This is a genomic window from uncultured Maricaulis sp. (genome assembly GCF_905480005.1).
GTDB lineage: Bacteria > Pseudomonadota > Alphaproteobacteria > Caulobacterales > Maricaulaceae > Maricaulis.
Genome location: NZ_CAJQOO010000090.1, coordinates 1 through 7,596, shown reverse-complemented (window position 1 = coordinate 7,596; position 7,596 = coordinate 1). Strand labels below are relative to the sequence as shown.

General features: G+C 61.5%; 7 protein-coding genes. 5 read left to right on the top strand and 2 right to left on the bottom strand.

The window, feature by feature from the left end; genetic code table 11:
- Positions 1-128: 128 nt before the first annotated feature.
- Positions 129-1,511: a cytochrome P450 gene (locus QZ266_RS08700; protein WP_295694036.1), complete on the bottom strand. Its 1,383-nt coding sequence runs from the start codon at positions 1,509-1,511 to the stop codon at positions 129-131.
- A 183-nt stretch (positions 1,512-1,694) separates the two neighbouring features.
- Here QZ266_RS08700 and QZ266_RS08695 point away from each other — a divergent pair, with 183 nt between their 5' ends.
- From QZ266_RS08695 to QZ266_RS08685, 3 genes are read left to right on the top strand one after another with little or no spacing between them, the layout of a single operon-like run.
- Positions 1,695-1,967 carry a hypothetical protein gene (locus QZ266_RS08695; protein WP_295694035.1) on the top strand — a complete coding sequence of 91 codons (273 nt, stop codon included), beginning with the start codon at positions 1,695-1,697 and terminating at the stop codon, positions 1,965-1,967.
- A 24-nt stretch (positions 1,968-1,991) separates the two neighbouring features.
- A complete protein-coding gene (locus QZ266_RS08690) occupies positions 1,992-2,609 on the top strand; it encodes a hypothetical protein (protein ID WP_295694033.1) in 618 nt (205 codons plus the stop codon).
- 38 nt (positions 2,610-2,647) lie between these two features.
- A complete protein-coding gene (locus QZ266_RS08685) occupies positions 2,648-3,625 on the top strand; it encodes an oxidoreductase (protein WP_295694030.1) in 978 nt (325 codons plus the stop codon).
- A 93-nt stretch (positions 3,626-3,718) separates the two neighbouring features.
- Here the strand turns inward: QZ266_RS08685 and QZ266_RS08680 are convergent, their stop codons facing one another.
- Positions 3,719-4,690: a hypothetical protein gene (locus QZ266_RS08680; protein WP_295694027.1), complete on the bottom strand. Its 972-nt coding sequence runs from the start codon at positions 4,688-4,690 to the stop codon at positions 3,719-3,721.
- A gap of 139 nt (positions 4,691-4,829) precedes the next feature.
- On the opposite strand from QZ266_RS08680, the gene QZ266_RS08675 reads away from it, so the two are divergent.
- Together QZ266_RS08675 and QZ266_RS08670 are read left to right on the top strand one after the other, a co-directional pair.
- Positions 4,830-6,434, top strand: coding sequence for an alpha/beta hydrolase (locus QZ266_RS08675; RefSeq protein ID WP_295694025.1), 1,605 nt, complete (start codon positions 4,830-4,832; stop codon positions 6,432-6,434).
- On the top strand, positions 6,431-7,596 hold a 1,166-nt coding region (locus QZ266_RS08670; RefSeq protein ID WP_295694022.1), incomplete at its 3' end, for a tetratricopeptide repeat protein. The genes QZ266_RS08675 and QZ266_RS08670, both read left to right, overlap by 4 nt.

The window sequence follows — 7,596 nt, the reverse complement described above, 5'->3', positions numbered from 1 at the left end:
CGGCCAGATAGCCGGTTCCGCCGGTTACCAGGACGGGTTTGTCGGGATTGATCTCGGTCATGCGGCGCCTCGCTCCTTGTTCAAGCTCAACCTAACCCGATCCGGGCCTGGCGCCAGCGTGTTGATGCTCAGCCCTGCGCGTTGTGGGAGGCCGGCACCGTGATGTGGGTCGGCCGCTGCCCGTCCTTGCCGTAGAGATTGACCTCCAGGCTGGAGATTGCGTGAACCAGCGTGTTCGGCGAGATGGTCTGCCGACCGGTCCAGGCAATATTCGGGAAGCGTTCCAGGATCTTGGTGAGGGCGCGCTGCAACTGCATTTGCGCGATCCGGTTGCCGAGGCATTTGTGCGGGCCGTGACCGAAGGCGATGTGCTTGTCGACATTCTCCCGGGACAGGTCGAAACGGTCCGGATCCGGGAAGATGTCCGGGTCGCGATTGGCGGCCGGATACCAGAGGAGAACCTTCTCGTCGCGGGCGATCCGCTGGCCGTTGAGTTCGGTGTCCTCCATTGCCGTGCGTCGCATGTGCTGGACCGGCGAGATCATCCGCAGCGCCTCATTCGTCAGGGCCGGGATCAGCGAGCGATCGGCGAGAACGCGTTCGCGTTGGTCGGGGAATTGGGTGAGCAGGCGGATCGTGCCCGACAGTGAATTCCGTGACGTGTCATTGCCGGCGAAAATGATCAGCAACCAGGAGCCATCGAGATATTCCTGGGGCAGGGGTTTTCCGGCCATCTGCGTATTCGCGATCGCGGTCATCAGATCCTGCCTCGGATTGACCCGCCGGTCCGCCATGACACGCTCGCCATAGGCGAACATCTCGTTGACATAGTGATAGAATTTGATCGGGAACCAGGGGCGCCGCGAGAGCAGGGTCCACGGATTGACGAAATACTGGTTCGCCAGTTCCAAATAGTGCATCCAGCGGATGATCTTGGGCCGGTCCTGTTCGTCGATCCCCAGCATTTCGCACAGCGTGAAGAGCGGCAATTCCTGCGAGAAGAGCGGGACGAAATCGACCACCGGACCGCGCCGCTCCATCTCGTCGAGCAGGCTGTCAATCTTGGCGTCAACGCGCTCGCCAAGTTCGGCGACAAAGCGGGGAATGAAATAGTCTTTTTGCTGGATCCGCATCTGCATGTGCTGCGGCTGGTCGAGATTGATGATCGAGTTGAAGGCGGCCGGTATCAGCTTTTTCGGCTTCCATTCCTTTCGCGGCATCACGAACATGTTGATGCTGCCACGCTCGGAGGAATAGATCTCCGGTGCCAGTTCCACTGTCTTGATGTCCTCATACCGGGTGACAGACCAGTATCCCGCGCGTTTGGGATCGGCGCTTTGCCACATGACCGGTGCGTCCTTGCGCATGCGCGCGAAGAAATCGTGCGGGTGACCGGCGGTCCAGGCCTGCGGGTCCCACAGATCAAAGCCGTCCAGGGATGGGTATCGGGCACCGTATCGAGGATCGACCTGGGGCTGGTCTTCCAGAATGACATCACTGACGAGTTGCATCGGTTCGGGGCTTCCCTGGTAAAAAGCGAACAATGTTCACGATGAACGTTAGGTCGCACCGGCCCCGCGTGGCAAGCGAAGTTCGCGCTGCAGCAAAGAATGCAGTTGTCTCGGCGCGGTTCCCGGGCTTGTCTTGCGGGGAAACAAAATGGGGACGAGGCCATGCATGTCAGGAAATCGGGATTGAAATCTGTCGCGGTGGCGGCCGTCGCCTTCGCTGCCGGTGTCGCGGCAACCGGCGCAACGGCCTTTTCCCAAGGCGCGGGTGAACCCTGCAATGCGATCCCGCTGACGGGCGTGACCCATATGGCGCCAGTGACTCCCGAATTCTCGACCGATGTCGCTGCCCTCACCGTGGGCTGCGCGGACGGGACGGTTCATTATGTCACGATCTCCCGCTCCGGCGTGGTCGTCGCGGATGGGCGCGCGACCAGTCCGCGAGGGCAGGTGTGTTGAGGCGGGCCGGGCGGGAGGTCTGATATGGACAGGCGCCATTTTCTTCTCGGGGGCCTGGCGGCGGCGAGCGGCGGGGCGGCCGCCTCGGCTGATTATCAGTGCCAGCAGTTGCCCAATGCCATTGCCTGCAGCGCCGGCATTCCGGCCATGGATTTCTTCTACGCCCAGCAGGCCTGTCCGAATTGGTGCTGGGCCGCCTCGATCCAGATGTGTCTGGCGGTGCAAGGACTCAGGGTCGATCAGCGCTATATCGTCTCGCGCGCCTATCCGGATCTGGCCTGCAACCCGGCAACGACCTCGCAGATGAACCAGGTGGTCAACTCGACTGTGTGGCCGGGAGGACGCCGCACACGCGCGCGAATCGTGCGGCAATGGGATCGCGGCCTTGATGCCAATGACCCCAATAGTTGGGTTTCGCAGTATCTCGCCAACCGTATTCCGGTCATTGTCGCCGGGCTTGGCCATGCAATGGTGGCGACCCGAATTGACTACCGGATCGACAGATATGGACGTGCCCAGGTTGACCAGATCACTGTGCGCGATCCCTATCCCTATTATCCGGCGCGGCCGAGCCGGCAGGTGCTGGACCGCTATCAGCTCGACAATATCAATTATATCATGGCCGTTACCCGGCTGAACTGAACCGACCGACACGCGGGGAATCCGCAGGGAGAAGAGACATGGCTGTATCCGAGCAGGTGCCGACACAATCGGGCTTTCACGCCAAGAGCAGCGGCGCCGAGGTGCTCGCCGATATCGATCTCGCCGGCAAGTTCGCCATCGTCACCGGCGGATATAGCGGTATTGGCCTGGAAACCGTGCGGGCCCTGGCGGCGAAGGGCGCGTCAGTCCTTGTGCCGGTGAGGTCGCCGGAGAAGGCCGCCGCGACGCTGGCGGATGTCGACGGTGACGTCACGACGGCCGTGATGGACCTGGCGGACCTGACCTCGGTACGGCGCTTCGCAGCGGACGTGCTGAAGGCGCGCGGTTCGATCGACTTCCTGATCAATAATGCCGGCATCATGGCCTGTCCGGAGGCTCGGGTCGGCCCGGGCTGGGAGTCCCAGTTCGGGGTCAATCACATGGGCCATTTCGCGTTGACCCAGGCCTTGATGCCGTCCTTGATCTCGCAGGCCGGCACCCGGGTCGTGGCGCTGTCCTCCACCGCTCACAAGATCTGCGGCATTCGCTGGGATGATATCCAGTTCAGTGACACGCCCTATGACAAGTGGCAGGCCTATGGTCAGGCCAAGACGGCCAATGCGCTCTTTGCCAACGCCCTGTCGCGCCGTCTCAAGGCGAGCGGCGGCGCCGCTTTTTCCGTCCATCCCGGCGGTATTTTCACGCCGCTGCAGCGGCATCTGCCGCAAGAGGAGATGATCGCCCTGGGATGGCTTGACGAGAATGGCGACTTGTCTGAGCTGGCCAAGCAGGGCTTCAAGACGCCGGAGCAGGGCTGTTCAACCACGCTCTGGGCCGCCAGTTCGGCCCTGCTGGATGGCAAGCCAGGCGTCTATTGCGAGAATTGCGACATCGCCGCCCCGACCGAAGCTGAGGGCCCGCTCGCCCGCTATGCCGGCGTGGATGCCCATGCCTGCGATGACGACGCCGCCGAGCGCCTGTGGGCGGTGAGCGAGGCGCTGCTGGCGGAGGTGTGAGGCTCGCGCCGTCGAAGCGCAGCGCTCGTTTTCAAATGCTTCGAGAGCACGCTTACGCGCCCGTAGCGCCCGATACGACGAAGGTCTCTCTCGTCATCCCAGCCCGGCGAGCGCTTGCATCATGCTGAAAGCCGAAATCAGGAGGATCAGGACGATCCAGATGATCAGGATCAGCGCCGATTTGGGCAGGAGCCAAAGCCAGGCTGTGCGGTAGACACGGCGGTCCATGGCGAGCAGTGCGAGCAGACTCGCGGGCGCCAGCCCGAACAGGAAGGGGCCGGCGAGGGAGGTCGTCCAGAGCCGGGCATCAAACAGCGCGCCTGCCCACACGCCGACCTGCACCAGCATGATCAATACGAGCGTCGTCGAGGCGGCCTCGAACGAGACCAGGACATGATCCATGACAAGCCGACGTCGGCGCGAAATCAGGCCGTTGATCAGCAGGATGGGAATGATGGTGCAGAGCGGTGCATAGGCCATTACGGTGTTGAGGCGCTGCGCCAGCCGCGCCTCGGCTAGCGGTGATTGCGATATCGCAAGCAGGGCTGGCCAGAGATCCCCCCGTGCGATCAGTGTATCGGCGCTCTCGGTCTCGATCATCGCGCGAATGCCGGGCGAGATCAGGGCCGTTTGCTGCGGGGCAAAGAGCAGGAAGCGGGGCTGAACGCCCGACTCGGGCGCCAACTCCGGATTCGTGAAGCCATACTCCTCGGCCGTAACGAACTCGATCTGTGCGAACTGGTAGGGATGAACCGTGTAGAACAGGGTGAAGAGCACGATCACGGCAAAGAAGGTCTTCACGGGATCGGTGAAGCGACCACGATCCTCGATCGCGTCCCGCGCGATCGCACCGGGTGTTGCCAGCAGGGCAACGATCGAGCGCAGGGTCCTGAAGTCACTATTGATAACACCGGAGACAAAGCCTCCCAGGAGCTCCCGGATCGTTCGCCGCCCGGACCGGACCGGATGACCACAGCGCGCACAGAAGCGATCCAGCTGGTGCGACCCGCAGGCGCGACAGACCGGCATACCCACGCTTTCCTTGCCATTCTCGAGCTCGTCCATGCCGTCTCCCGCACGGGTCGTGATGGCGGTATTCGGCCGCCGCTGTCATCCGCCAGTCTATCGCCCGCGCCGCAAAATCCCAGAGTGCTACCGGACATCGCCCAGTAATCTCTTGCTCTTGCCAAAACAGCTGTATTGGATGGAAACGTTAATCGAGTCGGACGCGGCCTCGCTGCGCGATGCGGCAATAATACTCCTCGCGAATCCGGAAGACTTGTCCGGCCTCCTGACCGAAACTGAATTGTCGGAACTATATGGCGACCTGACACGACAGCTGAGCCGGAATGAGGAGCTGTCTCTCGCTCAGAGTGCGTCCGAACTGGCCTTGGGGCTTGCCGAAAACCACCTTGCAGCTCTCGAAACATCCGGGGCATCCGCGCTCGAACTGAACGAAGCAGAATTCATTTTGTTCAACCGCCTGTCCCAACTCGCCGCGCTTTATCGCCGACATGGACAGGAGACCGGCAGGGCTGTGGCCTTGGAACGCCGCGCCGGCTTCATCGCGCGGCGTTTCGAAGTCGCGGGCCAGGGCGGTGAGACCCTCACGCCATTGGGCGGCGAGGAGGATGATGCCAGCTTCGAAACGGTCGAAGTCTTTTTTGGCACCAACAGGGCGCAAATCGGGGAGGGCCCTCGCGACACGCATTCCAATGATCGCGGCCCGCTCGCTTATGGCCGAATGGAGATAACCGTACCACGAGACCGGGCCCCCGGATCGATTCCCCGACCGGGCGCCTTCGACATTCAGGGGCCGCGCAATGGGGTCCATATTGTCATTTCGAATACGCACCGCTTTGGCAGTGACGGATTTGACGGCGCATTGAGTCAGGCCCTGGACAATGATGCAGGGTCGGCGCGGTCTCCGGCCATGTTTGTCTTTGTTCATGGGCATGCCGTGAGCTTCGACAAGGCGGCTCGTCAAACCGCTCAACTCGCTGTCGATCTCGACCTGCGTGCCGGTGCGACATTCTATTCCTGGCCAAACGGCGAGTCGGTTGGCGCCTATCAGGTCAGCCAGAACAATGTGGGTCTCTCGGCACGCCATTTCACGCGCTTTCTCCAAACGGTCCTTGCCGAGGCCGGGGAGAGCGAGGTTCACATCATTGCGCACTCCATGGGCAATCGGCTGTTGTTGGAAGCGCTCGAGCAGCTTTCCTACCAGGCTGACGGGTCCGGTGAGCCGATATTCGGTCAGCTCATCTGGGCATCGCCTGATGTCGATGCTGAATATTTCGCCGCCGTGATCAATGACGTGTCGCCACTGGCGGCCGGGATGACGGCGTACACGTCCAGCCAGGACCGGGCCCTGCAACTGTCCCAGGCCTTGGGTGGCAATCACCCGCGGGCCGGCCAATCCGTACCGCTCCCGCAGATCGCCGAGGTGATAACGGCTGTCGATACCAGCTCGGTCTCGACGGGTATCGGCCATTTCGATTTTACGCACGGGGCGGTCAATGATTTGCGGGCTGTCGTCTGGTTGAGCCTGCCACCCGAAGGGCGTTGCATTCTGGACCGACAGGACATTGATACCGAGCGTCAGTTCTGGCGGACAGTTGATGATCGGCCGGAATGCGATGAAGACGCCTTTCGACGCGCCATCAGCGCCGCGCGATTGTTCGGTCCGGCCGCACCAGAACGCGTATCTGCCTTGATCCGACAACTGGAAACGACCGGCGCCGATCCGGCGGTGCTGGAAGATTGGCGTCAAGCGGAGTCCGTACTTGCCCGGATCCCGTCGCCATGACGCGCATGCGGTTTCCGGCGTACCTCCAAACCCTGTTGGTCATTTGCAGTAGCTTGCTCGTGACGGTTGGGGCTTTGCCACCGGCCCGCGCGGTACAAGACGCCGAGGAAACTCAGGCGGTCAGAGATGAAGCCACGGCCGACGTACTCACCGCGTTTCTGGGCCGCGAGCGTGGGGATCACGCTGATCTGAGCGCTGCAGAGGCCAGCCGGATCGTCAATGGTTGGAGCTTCATCCAGACCTATGATGCTGAACTCGAACGCATACTGTCTGGAAACGACGAGGCGCAGACCCCGCCAGCCCTTCCTGAACTCAACGATGAAGGCGAAGAACTTGCGCGTCTGATATTGACGGCCCGGCTCGAGGCCGAGATTGACGCGACATTCGAACCAGGCCAGCGAGAAATCGCGGAGCTACCCGATCGCATTGCTGGAATTGTCGATCTGGTCGTGCAGGCAGCCGGATTGCCCGCGCGGCCAAGTCGCGCATTGTTGGCCCAAGCGCTTGACGCCCGACATGAATTGTTTGTGCAAATGGAACTGGCAGGCATACCGGATGAACGCGCCGCGTTTGAGCGAATGCCGCCTGATCGACAAGAAGATGTTCGTAATGAGATCATCGGTCAAATCAGGAACATGCTGCAAATCCAGACTCTTGGGCTATCCCAGACAAGACATTACACGACCCAGCAATTCATGCGCGGCCTGGAGGTCGAGTCGGCCCGCGCCGACGCAATTCTGGGTGTGGACCATGAGAGGAGCATCTTGGCGCTCGGTGTGTATTCACTCCTGCTTGTGGAAAACGGGGAGCTTGAATCCGCCCTTGAAGTGAAGCGGGAAATTCTGACACGCCGCCAACGCGTGTTTGGACCCGATAGTGACGAAGTGGCCAATGCCGAAGGTGGCCTTGCCTGGGTGCTGGGGGCCAACGGCCAGTTTGTTGAAGCCGATGAATTGATCGAGCGACTGCAAACGCGAGAATGGACCCGCCAGGAGTCGATCGAGACACTGCTTCTTCAGCATTATGTTCGCGCCGGGCTTACGGATAGAGTCGACGCCTTGCTGCAAGAGGTCGATGTGAACAGACTGACCATGTTCTGTGGACCCATTAGTGAAGCCCTGATTCAACATTACCTTCAGTCCGAGGCTTACTCAGATGCCTT